This window comes from Micromonospora auratinigra (assembly GCF_900089595.1).
GTDB lineage: Bacteria > Actinomycetota > Actinomycetes > Mycobacteriales > Micromonosporaceae > Micromonospora > Micromonospora auratinigra.
The window spans coordinates 146,595-161,276 of record NZ_LT594323.1 but is presented as its reverse complement, the minus strand read 5'-3'; the positions used below and the strand labels follow the sequence as shown (position 1 = coordinate 161,276).

General features: G+C 72.3%; 20 protein-coding genes. 7 read left to right on the top strand and 13 right to left on the bottom strand.

All coding sequences use genetic code 11. From position 1 onward, the window contains the following. Positions 1-22: 22 nt before the first annotated feature. The 3 genes from GA0070611_RS00800 to GA0070611_RS00790 all read right to left on the bottom strand — a co-directional run bounded on the left by GA0070611_RS00800 (position 23) and on the right by GA0070611_RS00790 (position 2,202). Positions 23-784, bottom strand: a complete 762-nt coding sequence (locus GA0070611_RS00800; RefSeq protein WP_091655849.1) for an ABC transporter permease — start codon at positions 782-784, stop codon at positions 23-25. Between the two features lie 8 nt (positions 785-792). Continuing rightward, positions 793-1,617 (bottom strand): ABC transporter ATP-binding protein, encoded by an 825-nt coding sequence (locus tag GA0070611_RS00795; protein ID WP_091655848.1) that lies wholly within the window; start codon positions 1,615-1,617, stop codon positions 793-795. A gap of 84 nt (positions 1,618-1,701) precedes the next feature. After that, positions 1,702-2,202, bottom strand: a complete 501-nt coding sequence (locus tag GA0070611_RS00790) for a hypothetical protein (protein ID WP_091655847.1) — start codon at positions 2,200-2,202, stop codon at positions 1,702-1,704. A 115-nt stretch (positions 2,203-2,317) separates the two neighbouring features. Here GA0070611_RS00790 and GA0070611_RS00785 point away from each other — a divergent pair, with 115 nt between their 5' ends. Continuing rightward, the gene (locus GA0070611_RS00785) at positions 2,318-2,740 is read left to right on the top strand and encodes a PPOX class F420-dependent oxidoreductase (protein ID WP_091655846.1); all 423 of its coding nucleotides are present in this window, start codon (positions 2,318-2,320) and stop codon (positions 2,738-2,740) included. A 7-nt stretch (positions 2,741-2,747) separates the two neighbouring features. Here the strand turns inward: GA0070611_RS00785 and GA0070611_RS00780 are convergent, their stop codons facing one another. The 4 genes from GA0070611_RS00780 to GA0070611_RS00765 are packed head-to-tail and all read right to left on the bottom strand — an operon-like array spanning position 2,748 to position 5,262. Next, positions 2,748-3,245, bottom strand: a complete 498-nt coding sequence (locus GA0070611_RS00780) for a YcxB family protein (RefSeq protein WP_091655845.1) — start codon at positions 3,243-3,245, stop codon at positions 2,748-2,750. Between the two features lie 31 nt (positions 3,246-3,276). Then, on the bottom strand, positions 3,277-3,834 hold the full coding sequence (locus GA0070611_RS00775) for an alpha/beta fold hydrolase (protein WP_091655844.1): 558 nt from the start codon (positions 3,832-3,834) through the stop codon (positions 3,277-3,279). A 42-nt stretch (positions 3,835-3,876) separates the two neighbouring features. After that, positions 3,877-4,290, bottom strand: coding sequence for a (R)-mandelonitrile lyase (locus GA0070611_RS00770; RefSeq protein WP_091655843.1), 414 nt, complete (start codon positions 4,288-4,290; stop codon positions 3,877-3,879). A gap of 9 nt (positions 4,291-4,299) precedes the next feature. Beyond that, positions 4,300-5,262, bottom strand: coding sequence for a helix-turn-helix transcriptional regulator (locus GA0070611_RS00765; protein ID WP_091655842.1), 963 nt, complete (start codon positions 5,260-5,262; stop codon positions 4,300-4,302). A gap of 129 nt (positions 5,263-5,391) precedes the next feature. Between GA0070611_RS00765 and GA0070611_RS00760 the strand changes: the two genes are divergently transcribed. Both GA0070611_RS00760 and GA0070611_RS32115 read left to right on the top strand, forming a co-directional pair. Beyond that, a complete protein-coding gene (locus GA0070611_RS00760) occupies positions 5,392-6,411 on the top strand; it encodes a zinc-dependent alcohol dehydrogenase family protein (protein ID WP_091655841.1) in 1,020 nt (339 codons plus the stop codon). Between the two features lie 33 nt (positions 6,412-6,444). Next, the gene (locus GA0070611_RS32115; RefSeq protein ID WP_269456340.1) at positions 6,445-7,038 is read left to right on the top strand and encodes a DapH/DapD/GlmU-related protein; all 594 of its coding nucleotides are present in this window, start codon (positions 6,445-6,447) and stop codon (positions 7,036-7,038) included. A gap of 52 nt (positions 7,039-7,090) precedes the next feature. Here GA0070611_RS32115 and GA0070611_RS00750 read toward each other — a convergent pair whose 3' ends face one another. Continuing rightward, the gene (locus tag GA0070611_RS00750) at positions 7,091-8,590 is read right to left on the bottom strand and encodes an FAD-dependent monooxygenase (RefSeq protein WP_091655840.1); all 1,500 of its coding nucleotides are present in this window, start codon (positions 8,588-8,590) and stop codon (positions 7,091-7,093) included. Between the two features lie 119 nt (positions 8,591-8,709). Continuing rightward, positions 8,710-9,330: a TetR/AcrR family transcriptional regulator gene (locus GA0070611_RS00745; protein ID WP_091655839.1), complete on the bottom strand. Its 621-nt coding sequence runs from the start codon at positions 9,328-9,330 to the stop codon at positions 8,710-8,712. Between the two features lie 146 nt (positions 9,331-9,476). On the opposite strand from GA0070611_RS00745, the gene GA0070611_RS00740 reads away from it, so the two are divergent. Next, positions 9,477-10,337, top strand: coding sequence for an AraC family transcriptional regulator (locus tag GA0070611_RS00740; RefSeq protein ID WP_091655838.1), 861 nt, complete (start codon positions 9,477-9,479; stop codon positions 10,335-10,337). Between the two features lie 161 nt (positions 10,338-10,498). Next, positions 10,499-11,476, top strand: coding sequence for an ABC transporter permease (locus GA0070611_RS00735; protein WP_091655837.1), 978 nt, complete (start codon positions 10,499-10,501; stop codon positions 11,474-11,476). Positions 11,477-11,499: 23 nt separating this feature from the next. Here GA0070611_RS00735 and GA0070611_RS00730 read toward each other — a convergent pair whose 3' ends face one another. After that, positions 11,500-12,396, bottom strand: a complete 897-nt coding sequence (locus tag GA0070611_RS00730) for an MBL fold metallo-hydrolase (protein ID WP_091655836.1) — start codon at positions 12,394-12,396, stop codon at positions 11,500-11,502. Beyond that, positions 12,393-12,938, bottom strand: coding sequence for an ArsR/SmtB family transcription factor (locus tag GA0070611_RS00725; protein ID WP_091655835.1), 546 nt, complete (start codon positions 12,936-12,938; stop codon positions 12,393-12,395). The genes GA0070611_RS00730 and GA0070611_RS00725 overlap by 4 nt, the downstream gene beginning before the upstream one ends. A gap of 96 nt (positions 12,939-13,034) precedes the next feature. Between GA0070611_RS00725 and GA0070611_RS00720 the strand changes: the two genes are divergently transcribed. Beyond that, positions 13,035-13,454 (top strand): hypothetical protein, encoded by a 420-nt coding sequence (locus GA0070611_RS00720; RefSeq protein WP_091655834.1) that lies wholly within the window; start codon positions 13,035-13,037, stop codon positions 13,452-13,454. A gap of 10 nt (positions 13,455-13,464) precedes the next feature. Here GA0070611_RS00720 and GA0070611_RS00715 read toward each other — a convergent pair whose 3' ends face one another. Then, positions 13,465-13,755 (bottom strand): hypothetical protein, encoded by a 291-nt coding sequence (locus GA0070611_RS00715; RefSeq protein WP_157740148.1) that lies wholly within the window; start codon positions 13,753-13,755, stop codon positions 13,465-13,467. Positions 13,756-13,839: 84 nt separating this feature from the next. Between GA0070611_RS00715 and GA0070611_RS00710 the strand changes: the two genes are divergently transcribed. Continuing rightward, the gene (locus GA0070611_RS00710; RefSeq protein ID WP_091655832.1) at positions 13,840-14,211 is read left to right on the top strand and encodes a hypothetical protein; all 372 of its coding nucleotides are present in this window, start codon (positions 13,840-13,842) and stop codon (positions 14,209-14,211) included. A gap of 38 nt (positions 14,212-14,249) precedes the next feature. Here the strand turns inward: GA0070611_RS00710 and GA0070611_RS00705 are convergent, their stop codons facing one another. Further along, positions 14,250-14,519, bottom strand: coding sequence for a DUF6959 family protein (locus GA0070611_RS00705; RefSeq protein WP_091655831.1), 270 nt, complete (start codon positions 14,517-14,519; stop codon positions 14,250-14,252). Positions 14,520-14,682: the final 163 nt, after the last annotated feature.

Sequence of the window (14,682 nt, the reverse complement as noted above, 5' to 3'; positions counted from 1 at the left end):
CCTGCCGCACGGAGCCGCATCGTCAACTGACCTTGCGCCGGTAGACCCTCATGGCGAGGCCATAGGCGACGACGAGGAGGGCGACGCACCAGCCGAGGGCGACCCAGATGTCGTCGCCGACCTGCTGCTGCGCGAACAGGTCGCGGATCGTGTTCACGATGGCCGTCACCGGCTGGTGCTCGGCGAAGGCCCGCACCGGGCCGGGCATGCTCCCGGTCGGCACGAAGGCGGAGCTGACGAAGGGCAGGAAGATCAGCGGGTACGAGAAGGCGCTCGCGCCGTCCACCGACTGCGCGGTCAGGCCCGGGATGACGGCGAGCCAGGTCAGGGCCAGTGTGAACAGCAGCATGATGCCGGCGACCGCCAACCAGTCGAGCACGCCGGCCCCCGAGCGGAAGCCCATCAGCAGGGCGGCCAGCACCACCACCACGAGCGAGATCAGGTTGGCGACCAGCGAGGTCAGCACGTGCGCCCAGAGCACCGACGAGCGGGCGGTCGGCATGGACTGGAACCGCTCGAAGATGCCGCCCTTCAGATCCAGGAAGAGCCGGTACGCGGTGTAGGAGATGCCGGAGGCCACGGTGATGGTGAGGATGCCGGGCAGCAGGTAGTTCACGTAGCGGCCGGACCCGGTCTCGATTGCGCCGCCGAAGACGTACACGAAGAGCAGCATGAAGGCGATCGGCATGATCGCGGTGGTGATGATGGTGTCCGGGCTGCGGGCGATGTGGCGCAGGGAGCGGCCCAGCAGGGTGGCGGTGTCGCCGAGGAAGTGCTTGCTCATCAGGGTCCTCAGTTGCTCGTGCCGGCGGGGGTGGTGGCGGGGGCGGCGCGGTCGTCGCCGACGATGGCGAGGAAGATCTCCTCCAGGGTGGGCTGCTTCTCGACGTACTCGACGGTGGCCGGCGGGAGCAGCCGCTTCAGGTCGGCGAGGGTGCCGTCGGCGATGATGCGGCCCCGGTGCAGGATCGCGATCCGGTCGGCGAGCTGTTCGGCCTCGTCGAGGTACTGCGTGGTGAGCAGCACCGTGGTGCCCTGTCGGGCGAGTTCCCGGACGGCCTGCCACACCTCGATGCGGGCCTGCGGGTCGAGCCCGGTGGTGGGTTCGTCGAGGAAGACGACCGGCGGGTCGCCGATCAGGCTCATCGCGATGTCGAGCCGGCGGCGCATGCCACCGGAGTACGTCGCCACCCGCCGGCCTGCCGCGTCGGTCAGCGAGAAGCGGGCCAGCAGCTCGTCCGCGATCCGGCCGGGCTCCCGCAGGTGCCGCAGCCGGGCGATCAGCACCAGGTTCTCCCGCCCGGTGAGGATCTCGTCGACGGCCGCGAACTGACCGGTCAGGCTGATCGACTCGCGTACCCGCGCCGGCTGGCCGGCGACGTCGACGCCGTCGACGGTGGCCGTTCCGGCGTCCGCCCGGAGCAGCGTGGAGAGGATCTTGACGAGGGTGGTCTTGCCGGCCCCGTTGGAGCCGAGCAGGGCGAAGATGCTGCCGCGCGCCACGTCGAGGTCGACGCCGCGCAGCACGTGCAGTTCCTTGTACGACTTCTCCAGGCCCCTGACCTGGATGGCGGGGCCGCGCTCGGGCCCGGTCGCCGCGTGGTGTTCGGTGGACATGGTGACAGCATGCGGGGTTGACGCTGCGTCAAGGTCAAGCCCGCGGGCGCGCGGTCGACCCGCGCGCCCGCCGACCGGAGCCGATCAGATGCAGTTGCCCCAGGTGGTCCTGCCGTTACCCTGCCAGTAGCCGCCGTAGAGGGCGCTGCCGTAGTACTGGACGCACATGTTGTTCGCGTAGCGCTGGACCGCGGCGTAGTACTTGTAGGAGCCCGAGTCCGACTGCCACTCGCGCAGGGTGCCCTCCACGTCCACCTTGATGCTGGCCTTGATCGGGCTGGCCGTGCCGATGTCCCGCGCCTTGATCATGGTGACGCAGTTGTAGTCGGTCGCGTAGTTGTACATCAGGTAGACATCGCCCAGCTTGACGCCGTTGTCGGCGACGATCGACCGGTGGCCGTCCGAGGACGCCGTCCAGGAACCGCCGAACTCGTTGCCACACGCCTGGGCGGGGGTGTACGGGTTCGCGGCCCGGGCCGGTGCCGCGAACGTCACCACCGCGACGGTCGCGGCCAGCAGCGAGGTCGACAGGCGTCGGGCAAATCTGCGCACGCAGTCCTCCAGGGTCGAGTGCATGATCCACATCGGATGATGGACTGTACCTGACCGATTTCGCCCAGGGCCCGAGGTGTCCCGACGCGCTGCGACGGGCACCGCCGGTCCGTACAGTGCGGGGTCAGGACCGTCGCGAAGGAGAGCCATGTCGAAGCCGCCGCTGCCCGAATCCGCCGTCACCATGCTGCGCAAGCCGAACCCCGCCGTCATCGCCACGCTGCGCCCCGACGGCCAGCCGGTCTCCGCCGCCACCTGGTACCTGTGGGAGGACGACGGCCGGATCCTGGTGAACATGGACGAGGGCCGTCGGCGCCTCGGTCACCTGCGCAACGACCCCCGGGTCACCCTGACCGTGCTGGACGAGCAGGGCTGGTACACCCACGTCAGCGTCGTCGGGCGCGTCGTGGAGCTGCGCGACGACGAGGACCTGACCGACATCGACCGGCTCTCCCGGCACTACACCGGCAACCCGTACCCGCGCCGCGAGCGGGCCCGGGTCAGCGCCTTGATCGAGGTCGACCGGTGGCACGGGTGGGGCGCGCTCAAGGACAACAGCCAGGTCGGCTGAGCCCGGCTCACGCCGGCGGGAGCAGCCCGCGGTCGGCCATGAAGGCGCGCAGCGTCCCGTCGTCGGCCGGGGACATCAACCGGCGCGGGATCACCGTGGCCGGCATCCGGCCGACGTACACGATCCAGAATTCCGGGGTCTCGGTGACCCGGGCGACGCCGTCCCAGGCGATGCCGCCCGACTCCGAGCCGCTGCGCATCATGATGTTCTCGTCGGTGATGTCGTAGCCGCCCTCGACGGCGTACCCGGCCGAGCGACGCCGGGCGCGCCGGCGCACCCACGGGGCGTACAGCATCGACAGCAGGCCGGCCACCACCAGGGTCACGCACAGCGGCGCGAACCGGTCGCCCCCCGCCACCAGCTCGGCGACCACCAGACCGACCGCCCCGACGGCCGCCAGCAGCGCGCCGATCCGGCCGAACCGGCGCAGCCGGACGGCGCTGAGCGCGGCGGCCACCCGGCCCGGGTAGTCGGGATCGACCGGGACGTCGAAACGGATGTGCACGCCCGAACGATAGTGCCTCGGGTGTGCTGCCTCACCCGAGGCGCGCGATCACCGCCGCGACCTCGCTCAGGTCGTCGTTGAGCTGGTGGTCGCGCCCGGGCAGCCTGTGCAGCCGGGCCTGCGGCACGGCGCGGGCGTACAGGTCGGCGTGCGCGGGTGGGACGGTCTCGTCCGCCAGGCCGTGGAACACGTGCACCGGTACGCCCTGCGGCAGCCGCGCGCCCAGGTCGGGCGGCAGCGCGAACCCGTCACCCGGCCAGCCGCCGGCACCGACGAACGGGGCGGCGATCAGCACGATCGCCGCCGGCCGGCGGTCCGGCGACGGCGCGGCGAGCACGTCGAGAAGGATCGTCGCGCCCACCGAGTGACCGGCGACGACCGCGCCGTCGTCCAACGCCGCCAGCTCCCGCCGGATCGCCGCGCTCCACGAGGCGTGGTCCGGGTCGCCCTCGTCGGGCATCCGCGGGTAGCGGACCTCGTGCCCCTCCCCCAACTCCCGGCGCAGGCTGTCGACCAGGCGGTCGTCCCACTCGTCGTGCACGCCCGCGCCGCCGCCCTGAACGAACAGGACCTGCCGGGTTTCCGCCATGCTGCTCCTTCGGTGAGTCGACCCGGGGCACGCCGTCGGTGCTCAGCGGTCGAGGGCGGGAGCCTCGGCGTACTCGTCGTCGGTGACCGGGCTGAGCCAGTGCACGACGTCGTGCTCGTCGTCGCCCTCGTTGATCGCGAGGTGGACCATGAGTCGGTTCGACGCCGCCCCGTGCCAGTGTTCCTCGTCAGCCTCGAAGAGCACGCGGTCGCCGGGACGGATGACCTCGACCGGGCCGCCCCGGCGCTGGCAGAGGCCGACGCCCTCGGTGACGAATACGGTCTGGCCGAGCGGGTGGCGGTGCCAGTGGGTACGGGCGCCGGGCATGAAGTGCACCAGGTTCGCCGTCACCCGGGACGGCGGCGGCGCGGCGGCGACGGCGTCGATGTAGACGTCGCCGGTGAACCAGTCGGCGGGGCCCTTGCCGGTGTCGAGCGAGCTACGGGTGATCTGCATCGTTGTCCTTCATCGAGTAGTTCGGTGATCGCCGACCGAGAGGTCCGCCGGTGCCGCCCACGAGGCGAGCAGACGGAGTCGCTCGGCGGAGGGTGAACCGGGCTCGGCGGTGTAGATCATGAGCACCAGTCCGGGCTCGGCGGTGATGGCGAGTTCCTCGTAGGCGAGGGTGAGTTCGCCGGCCACCGGGTGCCGGAACCGCTTGGTGCCGGTGCCGTGGGTACGGACGTTGTGGTCGGCCCAGAGCCGCCGGAACGTCTCGCTGCGGGTGGACAACTCGCCGACGAGGTCCTGGAGGCCACGGTCGTGCGGATCCCGTCCGGCCTCGGCCCGCATGATCCCCACGCACATCTCGGCGAACAGGTCCCAGTCGGGGTAGAAGTCGCGGGAGATGGGGTCGAGGAACTGGAACCGCGCCAGGTTGGGCATCCGCCCGCCGTCGCCCAGGCAGGGCGAGTAGAAGGCCCGGCCCAGGGCATTGGTGGCGAGCAGGTTCTGCCGCGGGTCGCGGACGAAGGCGACCCCGTCCGTGATCGCCTCGAGCGCCCACCGCAGGCTCGGTCGGGAGACGGCGCGGGTGGGACCGCGTCGTCGCGGACGCCCGGAGGTGGGGATCCCGTCGGCCGCCCGGGCCAGGTCGTAGAGGTGGGCGCGCTCGGTCTCGTCGAGTTGCAGCGCCCGGGCGAGCGCCTCCAGCACCCCGGCGGAGGCGCCGGCCACCTGCCCGCGTTCGAGACGGGCGTAGTACTCGACGCTGAGCCCGGCGATCGCCGCGACCTCGCTGCGCCGCAGGCCGGGTACGCGCCGACTCCCGGAGGTCGGCAGCCCCACCTGGTCCGGGGTGATCCGGGCCCGGCGGGTGGTCAGGAATTCGCGCACCTCCTGGCGCACGTCGTCGCGGTTGTCCACGCCGTCGAGCCTATGCCGCCCGACGGCCCGCCGGAGGGCACGAAGGGTGCCCTGTCGGTACACCCATCAGCAGTGCCTTTTCGCACGTCGCGCGGGCGGCTTCACTCGATGCCGTGGGGCCGCTCACGGCGCTGCGCGACGGCAGCGCGGGAGGAATCCGCGGCCCGAGATCCAGAAGAGGAGCCTTCCGCCATGCGTGGAGTCGTCATGTACGGACCCGGGGACGTCCGGGTCGAGGAGCGCGAGGACCCGAGGATCGTCGAACCGACCGACGCGATCATCCGCCTCACGGCGACCTGCATCTGCGGCAGCGACCTGTGGCCGTACCGGGGCGCCGAGCCGGTCGACCACCAGGTGATGGGGCACGAGTACGTCGGTGTCGTCGAGGAGGTCGGTGCCGACGTCCGCACGATCAGGGTCGGCGACTTCGTCGTCGGCTCCTTCTGGGCCTCCGACAACACCTGCGAGATCTGCCGGGCCGGTTACCAGGCGTACTGCCCGCACCGGGTGCTGATGGGCACCCTCGGTACGCAGTCCGAGCGGGCCCGGGTCCCGCTGGCCGACGGCACCCTGGTGGCCACCCCGGGGATGCCCGAGCCGGACCTGATCCCGTCCCTGATGGCGGCGTCCGACGTGCTGGGTACCGGCTGGTTCGCCGCGGTCGCCGCCCAGGCCGGCCCCGGCCGTACGGTGGCGGTGGTCGGCGACGGCGCGGTCGGCCTGCTCGGCGTCCTCGCCGCCCGGCAGCTCGGCGCCGAGCGCGTCATCGCCTTCAGCCGCCACCCGGACCGGCAGGCGCTCGCCCGCGACTTCGGCGCCACCGACATCGTCGAGGAGCGGGGCGACGCCGGCGTCGCGCGGATCCAGGAGCTGACCGGCGGGCTGGGGGCGCACTCGGTCATCGAGGCCGTCGGCACCCAGGAGGCGATGATGCAGGCGATCAGGTCGGCCCGCCCCGGTGGACACGTGGGCTTCGTCGGCGTCTCCCACGACGTCGCCGTCCCCGGTGACGAACTCTTCATGGCCGGCGTACACCTGCACGGCGGACCGGCCCCGGTGCGGCAGTACCTGCCCGAGCTGATCCGGCTCATCTGGGACCGCACCATCGACCCCGGCAAGGTCTTCGACCTGACCCTGCCGCTGGACCGGGCGGCCGACGGCTACCGCGCCATGGATCGGCGCACCGCCACCAAGGTCCTGCTGACCCTCTGAACCCGGCACGTCCCGTCGACGAAGTGGAGTGACATGCAGGAGATCGACCTACCGGCCTTCCTCGATCACGTCGACCGTGGCGAGGCGATCGCGGGCGGCTCGCCTGAACACCGGTTCATGCACGGCGCGGCCCAGGAGGCCCTGCGGATCGTCGCCGAACTCAACGGCGGATACCGCACCCCCGAGGAGGTACGGGCGCTGCTGGCACGACTCACCGGCCGGGAGGTGCACGACTCGGTCACCGTCTTCCCGCCCTTCTACAGCGAGTTCGGCAGGAACCTGCGGCTCGGCCGGGACGTCTTCGTCAACATCGGCTGCCGCTTCCAGGACACCGGCGGGATCACGATCGGGGACGGCACGCTCATCGGCCACGGCAGCACCCTGACCACGCTCAACCACCACGCCGACCCGCACCGGCGCGGCGACATGATTCCGGCGCCGATCGTGCTCGGCCGTCGGGTGTGGCTCGGCGCGGCGGTGACCGTGGTTCCGGGCGTCACGATCGGCGACGGGGCGATCGTCGGTGCCGGCTCGGTCGTGACCAGGGACGTACCGGCGAACGCCGTCGTGGCCGGCGTCCCCGCCCGGTTCATCCGGGCCACCGGCTTCGACGCCTCCGCCGACTGATCCTGGTACGACGCCATGCTGGCGGGCACCCGGACGTACGTCCGGTCTCCGGTCAGTGCGGAAGGCCGAAGTAGCGGGTGAGGGCGGCGCGCAGCGTGTCGGCGTCCCCGGCGGACCAGGCGACGAAGCAGTCCGGGCGGATCAGCAGCGCAGTGGCGGAGGTGCCGGTCAGCGCGCCGGTGACCACGTCGACCCGGTCCCGCCAGGGCGCGGCGACGTCGGCGTGACCGCCGGTGGAGCCCAGCAGCAGCGGTCGGGCGGTCCGGGTCAGCTCGGCGAGGCGGGTCGGGCCGTGGTCGCCGTGCACGACCACGTCGGGGGCGCAGCGCCCGGCCAGCGGGTCGGCGGGGTCGGCCGGGTAGCGGACGTCCGCGCCGGACATCAGCGCCGCGACGTGCCCGGTCACCTCCGGCTTGCGCAGCAGTTCGGCGAAGAGTTCGCGCAGGCCGGTGACGTCGTCGCCGGGCCCGATCAGCGCCGACTGGGCCCGGGTGGACATCACCACCCGCTCGGCGACCGGGCGACGCTCGGACTCGTACGTGTCGAGCAGGCCCGGGGGCGCCCAGCCGCGTACCGTCGCGGCGAGCTTCCAGCCCAGGTTGGCGGCGTCGGAGAGGCCGAGGTTGAGCCCCGGGCCGCCGATCGCCGGGTGCACGTGCGCGGCGTCGCCGACCAGCAGCACCCGGCCGGCGCGGTACCGCTCGGCGATGCGGGTGTTGCCGCCGGTCAGCCGGCGCAGCAGGCCGGGGCCGTCGGGCGCGCCGAGCGGGATGTCGACGCCGAGCACCCGGGCGACGCTGGCGCGCAGCTCCGCCAGGCTCATCGGGGTCTCGTCGCGCGTGGGCGCGTCGGGCCACTCGGTGGTGCTGAGGATCGCCGGGCGGCCGGGGAACGGGGCCCAGACGATCATGCCGTGCGGCGTGCGGGTGTGCTGGAACGGCGGGACGACGCCGTCGCCGGGGCCGCGCAGGCCGCCGGTCACCGGGTCGAGGAAGGGGGCGGGGACGGTCACGGTGGCGGTACGGGAGATCGACCGGTCGACGGTGGTGCCGGGGAAGTCGATGGCGGCGAGGCGGCGTACCGCGCTGCGGCCACCGTCCGCGCCGACGAGGAACCGGCAGCTGAGCTGCGTACCGTCGGCGAGGTGGACCTCGACGGCGTCGGCTCGCTGGCGGAGGTCGACGACCTCGTGGCCGCGGCGCAGGTCCACCCCGAGTTCGGCGGCCCGGGCGGCGAGGGTGGCCTCCAATCGGGCCTGCGGCACGCCGAGCGCGTAGTGCGGGTTGTCCGCGAGCATCGTCAGGTCCAGCGGGAACGCGCCGAAGGTGAAGGCGGGGAGCGGGACCGGCGGGGCGCTGTCCCCGGTGAGCCGTTCGTGCAGGCCGCGCCGGTCCAGCAGGCGGACGACCTGACCGACGATGCCGTTGGCGCGCGGCTCGCGTTCGGACGTCACCTCCCGTTCGAGGACGACCGGGTGGACGCCGGCGAGGGCCAGTTCGCAGGCGAGCAGCAGACCGTTCGGGCCGGCTCCGGCGATGACGACATCGATCATGGCAAGGGTCCCTTCCGGGCGTGCGACATCGCCACGACGGGCGCGGCGCGCGGCCGGGCCCGTCGCGGGGGCGACGCGGCTGGAGTGGTGGGTGGGACGGGGTACGGCGCGACGACGCGTCAGCGCGGCGGCGCCGGGAGGCCGGCGGCCACCTGGGCGAAGGCGTCGGTGATCAGGCGCTCCATCGGGGTGGGCGGGCCGACGCTGTCGAGATAGTGCTGCATGGCGACCGTGACGGCGGCGGTGGCCGCGGCCGCGACGAGCTTCGGATACATGTCGGTGGCGAGATCGGTGCCGGTGCGTTCGGCGACCGCGGCGGCCAGCTCGCCCTGGGCGATCGCGTTCGCCCGCAGCCCTTCGGCCTGCAAGGCGGGCTCGGCCATCATGGCGCGGACGCCGGTCGCCCACTGGTCGTGCGCCGGGGTCGGCATCGCCTCGACCTCGGGGCCGGGCCGGAACTGCTCCAGCGCGGCGGCGGTGAGCGCCGTCCAGAGCGGCTCGTCGGCGGGACGTTCGCGCAGCGCGGCGGCGGTGCGCCGGCTGCGGTCGAGGTGGCGGGAGGCGATCGCCTCGGCCTTGCTGGAGAAGTAGTTGTTGAAGGTACGCGGGGACACGCCGGCCGCCTCGGCGATGTCCTCGACGCGGACGTTGTCGTAGCCGCGCTCGGCGGTGAGGTGGATCGCGGCCCAGCCGAGCGCCGCCCGCGTCTCGGCCTTCTTGCGCTCCCGCAGCCCTGTCATGACACCACGGTAGCATTCCTTGCGCGCCCCGCAAATATGCGTGCCACGCAGATTTTTGCCGGTCCCGGCGGATGATCGGATCGGACCGCTACGGTCGGGCGCCGGCCGGGGCCGTCCGGCGAGGCTCGACGTCGAAGGGAGGCCCCGTGATCGCGGCACTCAACCGGCTCGTCGACCTGACCGAGCAGCACCTCACCGAGGAGTTCGACGTCGACGCGCTGGCCCGGACGGCCGGCACGACCGGGTACCACCTGCGGCGGATGTTCTCGTCGCTGGCCGGCATGCCGCTGTCCGAGTACGTCCGCCGACGCCGGATGACCGTCGCCGCCACCGACGTCGTCCGGGGTCGGGACGATCTGCTCAGCATCGCCGTGCGGTACGGCTACGGCTCCACCGAGGCGTTCGGACGTGCCTTCCGGGCGGTCCACGGCGTCGGCCCCGCTGACGTCCGCCGCAACGGTGGCCCCCTTCGCGCACAACCACAGCTCAGGTTCCGCCTGACCGTCGAAGGGAGCACCCCCATGGACACCCGCCTCACCGACCGCGCCGCGTTCCGGCTGGTCGGCCACGCCGCCCGCGTCCCGCTCATCCACCAGGGCGTCAACCCGCACATCCAGCGGCACGTCACCGCACTGCCGCCCCAGGAACACCAGCGACTGAAGGCCCTCGGCGACACCGACCCCGCCGGGCTGCTCCAGGTCTGCGACGACCTCGACCCCGACGGCACCGAACTGACCTACCTGCACGGGGTCGCGGTGTCCACGGCGACGCCGATCCCCGGCGACCTCGACGCCATCGAGGTGCCGGCCGGCACCTGGGCGGTCTTCCGCAGCAGCGGACCGCACCCGCAGGCCCTCCAGGACACCTGGGCGGCGACCGCGACCGAGTGGTTCCCCGCCAACCCGTGGCGGTTGCGACCGGGACCCTCGCTGGTCGCGACCCTGGAGCACGCGGACGACTTCAGCACCGCGACCTGCGAGCTGTGGCTCCCCGTCGAACCGAGCTGACCGAGCGGCGGGTGGCCCGTCAACGGTGTCGCCGCTGACGGGCCACTCGCCGCCTCCATCCGGTGGGACCGACGTGACAACCAGCGGACCGGGCCAACCTGTCCTGATCCGTACGGGGGTTCGGATCTCGCCCTCCGTCGTACACCCCGGAGGAGCCGCAGATGAGTGACCCGAGTACCGCGTCGATGGTCAGCACCCGGGAGCTCGACCGACCGGACGCGGCCGGGCAGGCGGACCCCGGGCCACCCGCCGGTGCGCAGCCACCGGAGAAGCCCCGCAGCCTGCTCGGCGACGCGTGGCACGACCTGCGGCGCAACCCGTTGTTCTGGGTCTCGGCCACGCTCATCGTGCTCTTCGTGGTGATGGCCGCGTTCCCGTCCCTGTTCACCTCCGGCGACCCGATCAACGGTGCGCTCTCCCGCAGCCGGGTGGGACCGTCGGCCGACGGCTGGTTCGGGTACGACCTCCAGGGCCGCGACGTGTTCGCCCGGACCATCTACGGTGCCCGCGCCTCGATCGTGGTGGCGCTGCTCGCCACCATCGGCACCCTGCTGTTCGGCGGCGCGCTGGGCATCGTCACGGGCTACCGGGGCGGCTGGCTCGACAGCGTGCTGTCCCGGATCTCGGACGTCTTCTTCGGCATGCCGTTCATGCTCGGCGCGCTCGTCATCCTGACCACGTTCAACGGCGCCGACCGGGACAACAGCGAATACAAGATCATCACCATGGTGACCGTGACCCTGGTCGCGCTGAGCTGGCCGGTCGTGATGCGGCTGATGCGCTCCTCGGTGCTGGCCGCCAAGGAGGCCGACTACGTCCTCGCCGCCCGGGCACTGGGTGCCAGCACGAGCCGGATCGTCCTCAAGCACCTGCTGCCCAACTGCCTGGCACCGCTGCTGATCTACTCGACGATCATGGTCGGCTCGTTCATCGGGGCCGAGGCGACCCTGTCCTTCCTGGGCATCGGGTTGAAGCAGCCGGTGGTGTCCTGGGGCATCTCCATCGGGGAGAGCGAGCGGTACGTCCAGGTCTCGCCGCACATGGTGCTCTTCCCCTGCGCCTTCCTCGTCACCGCCGTGATCAGCTTCGTGATGCTGGGCGAGGCGATCCGCGAGGCACTCGACCCGAAGCTGCGCTGATCCCGCCGCCCCGGCGACCCCGCTCAGCGCCGCAACGCCTTGTGGGCCAGTCCCCGCGCCACCAGCTTGATCATGTCCAGCCGGCGGGGCTGGTTGTAGATCAGGAAGTCGTCGAAGCGGTGCACGCCGCGCCGCGCCGCCACCGCGTGCGCCGCGTCGCGCACCTGCGTCAACTGCGCGACGGTCAGCTGCGGCGCGCGTTCGCCCGGCTGGTGGCCGGCGCCGATCGGGAAGTCGCGGCCGGGCTCGGACCGCATCTCGACGTGACAGCCGAGCACGTGGCTGACCTCGTGCTCTTCGGCGAAGGCGACCAGCCGGTCCAGGGTGGCCAGGAAGGCGGGGTAGTCGAAGGCGTACAGGCGTCCGGGCAGGACCGTGTCACCGGTGAGCAGGATTCCGGTACGCGGGTCGTGGATCGTGATGGCCGCCCGGTGGTGGCCCGGCGATCCGAGCACCGTCAGCTCCCGCCCGCCCAGCTCGAAGAACACCGACCCGACCGGCCAGGACGCACCGAAGCCGAAGAACTCCCGTACCGCGTCGACGTCGTGGCCGACGATCGTGGTCGCCGGCCGGTCGGCGAACTGCGGGTCGGCGGCCACGTGGTCGTTGTGCCCGTGCGAGTGCGCCACCACCAAGGGGTACGCCGCGTCGCCGGTCCGCTGGGCGAGGAGTTCGTCGACGGTCGCCCGGAGCGGGAAGAGTTGCGGATCGGCGGTCGCGCCGGTGTCCAGCAACAGCGCGCGTTCGTCGCCGATGAGCAGGTAGAGGAAGGGCGCCTCGTAGTTGACCGTCTTGCTCTGCCGCAGGATGGCGGTGCGCTCGTCGTACCAGTGGATCTGGATCTTCGGTTCCGCGGTCCGCGCCCGGCGGGGCGTGCCGTGGTTCCACTCGACGTCGAGGGCGCTGGTCGTGTCGTTCATCGGGTCTCTCCCAGGGGGGTGGCGGCGAAGAAGTAACGGACGTGGCGCCGGTCGGACCGGGGGTCGTCGTCGCGGCGCAGGTAGGGCTCCAGCAGGGACAGCCATTTCGCGCGCAGGTCGGCGGCCTCCTCGGGAGTCAGCGCGGCCACCGCGGTGGCCATTCCGAGCGCCTGCCGCCAGGGCGGGCTCTCGTCCTGCTCGCGGGCGGTGTAGGCGCGGATCGCGGCGGTCTCCCGGTCGATGACCACGTCCTCGAGCTGCCGGCGCAGCAACTGGTCCCCGCCGGAGTCGATGCGGATCGTTGGCCGCGGGTCCACGATCCGCCACTGCCGCTCGCGGCGGTCGTCGCCCGGCCCGGCGTCCTCGACGAACCCGTACTTGGCCAGTTGCCGCAGGTGGAAGGAGCAGTTCGCCTGCGGCACGCCGAGGATCCGGGCGCACTGTGCCGCCGTGGCCGGGCTGCTGGTGGCGAGCAGTTCCAGCAGGTCGAGCCGCATCGGGTGGGTCAGGGCCTTGATCGCTTGAGGATCCGTGACGCGCATATGCCAAAGGTTACTTTGGCAGTTGGCTGATGTCAAAGACCTCTTTGGCTTATCGGGTCTGGCCGGGGCACCGCTGGTTTCGTACGCTCGACCGCCATGGGGAACCTCGGTGCGGCGGGCCTCGGCGCCCTCGCCAGCCTCGTCGTCGTCGCCCTCGGCGCGTGGCTCCAGGCCCGGCGCGAGCGTCGGCACTGGCTGCGCGACCAGCGGTTCCGCGGCGCGGTCGACTACATCACCAGCACCCGCTACCTGCTCAGCCAGCACCGCCGGGTGGGTGAGGCGGGCATGGACGAGGACGACCGGCGGGAGTGGCGCAGCCGGATGCAGACCGCGCGCTCCACCCTCAGCCTGCTGGGCAGCCCACGGACGGTGACCCTGGCGAACGACGTGGCGCGGGCTCTCGACCGTCTCGACCCGGACGCCGATGCCGACGACCAGGCAGCGGCGGAAGCGGCCTTCCAGGACCTGGTGTGGCAGCTGCGCGAGGAACTCGGCTCACCACAGCTGGACGGTTGACCTGCCCACCTCACCACCTGAGGACGTTCACCACGTCCCTGGCCACCTGCCGGATGAGGCCCCGGACCTTGCGGATGTCGAGCGTGCCGCGGGCCGCACCCGAGTAGCGCGAGGTGCTCCGAGACAGGAGGAGCGCCGCGGCCCACGCCGTCAGCACGCCCAACCCCATGGCGAGGGCGAACAGCCACACCAGCGGCACCAGCACCTTCGGCGCGACGCCGAGCCCGGCGAGCACCATCAGCACGGCCGTCACCGGAAGGAGCAGGGCGAGGCAGAGCGTACGACGGGGACGGCGCCGCATCGCCGGGTCAACCACGGGGTCGCCGGAGCGGACTACGCGGACTTCGTCCGAGCCAGGCACTCCTGACCTGGAAGACTGAGTCGCATGCGGGACGCTGATCCAACGGCCGAGGAGAGCACCTTCTTCGCGGAACTCGCCGCCCGGCTACCGGAGATCCAGGACTGGTACCACCAGGACGATGACGGCACCCTGTGGATGACCGTGTCGTACGACTTCACCCAGGACAACCGGATCTACCAGACCCTGCGGCTGGACTACGACGGCAAGGGCCTGCGCGGCGGCTGGAGCCCCTCCTGCCTCAACGGGGACGACGGGGTGCGCGCCGACGCGGCCATGATCGCCACCGCTGGCCCCGCCGGGCTACGGCTCGACTGCGTCGATCCGACCACCGATGCCGCCGCGGCGGCGGCGTGGTTCCGGCGGCACATCGACCGCTGGCCGGCGCATCCGCGCTGAGCCGCCAGAGGACAGGGCTGCTGTCGCGGTCACCCTGGTCAGTACGGCCGCCGGATCCCCCGCTCCGAGAGCGTCGCCTCGTAGAAGCCGAGGAAGCCCTCCACCTCGCGGATGGCGTGGTCCAGGTCGTCGAGGGCCTCGCCGTCACCGGGCTCCTCGCGCAGCGTACGAGCTGCTTCCGCGAGCTGCCTCCACAGCGCAGCGACGGTGTCGCCCTGGACATGAATGCCGGGAAATGCCCGGCCCGTCAGCTGGACGACCGCGCAGTTGGCACCACGGGTCAGCACCTGTGCCTGCTCCTGGCTCATCCCACCAGGATCCCAGCCGCCCCGGAAGGTGGCCCAGCCAGAGGCGACACCCACCCTCGGACACCCGCACACTGCCTGATACCTGCCGGGCGAGTCATGACGAGCCCGCCCCACGGGCGCATGGTCCGGCGTGGTACCCGAAGCCGCCCGGCGGCGCCTACGC